Source organism: Rhodococcus sp. IEGM1428 (assembly GCF_050321865.1).
In the GTDB taxonomy this organism is placed as follows: domain Bacteria; phylum Actinomycetota; class Actinomycetes; order Mycobacteriales; family Mycobacteriaceae; genus Rhodococcoides.
In genome coordinates, this window is record NZ_JBNQFW010000018.1 from 1 (window position 1) to 1,063 (window position 1,063).

Below are 1,063 nucleotides of genomic sequence, written 5' to 3' on the forward strand. Positions count from 1 at the left end.
TGAGCTGGTGTGGGCCGCAGAGACCAGTGAGAAGCGACTGTTTACTAAAAACACAGGTCCGTGCGAAGTCGTAAGACGATGTATACGGACTGACGCCTGCCCGGTGCTGGAAGGTTAAGAGGACCGGTTAGCCAGTGATGGCGAAGCTGAGAATTTAAGCCCCAGTAAACGGCGGTGGTAACTATAACCATCCTAAGGTAGCGAAATTCCTTGTCGGGTAAGTTCCGACCTGCACGAATGGCGTAACGACTTCTCAGCTGTCTCAACCATAGACTCGGCGAAATTGCATTACGAGTAAAGATGCTCGTTACGCGCGGCAGGACGAAAAGACCCCGGGACCTTCACTACAGCTTGGTATTGGTGTTCGGTTCGGTTTGTGTAGGATAGGTGGGAGACTGTGAAGCGGTGACGCCAGTTACTGTGGAGTCGTTGTTGAAATACCACTCTGATCGTATTGGATACCTCAACCTCGGACCATGATCTGGTTCAGGGACAGTGCCTGGTGGGTAGTTTAACTGGGGCGGTTGCCTCCTAAAATGTAACGGAGGCGCCCAAAGGTTCCCTCAGCCTGGTTGGCAATCAGGTGTCGAGTGCAAGTGCACAAGGGAGCTTGACTGTGAGACTGACAAGTCGAGCAGGGACGAAAGTCGGGACTAGTGATCCGGCACCGGCAAGTGGAAGCGGTGTCGCTCAACGGATAAAAGGTACCCCGGGGATAACAGGCTGATCTTCCCCAAGAGTCCATATCGACGGGATGGTTTGGCACCTCGATGTCGGCTCGTCGCATCCTGGGGCTGGAGTAGGTCCCAAGGGTTGGGCTGTTCGCCCATTAAAGCGGCACGCGAGCTGGGTTTAGAACGTCGTGAGACAGTTCGGTCTCTATCCGCCGCGCGCGTAAGAAACTTGAGGAAGGCTGTCCCTAGTACGAGAGGACCGGGACGGACGAACCTCTGGTGTGCCAGTTGTTCCACCAGGAGCACCGCTGGTTGGCTACGTTCGGAAGGGATAACCGCTGAAAGCATCTAAGCGGGAAGCCTGTTCCAAGATGAGGTTTCTCACCCCC

The 1,063-nt window shown here is 54.9% G+C and carries 1 rRNA gene; it reads left to right on the forward strand.

Annotated elements, in window-relative coordinates:
- Positions 1 to 1,063 (forward strand): 23S ribosomal RNA (locus ACQR3T_RS28615); the annotation flags it as partial.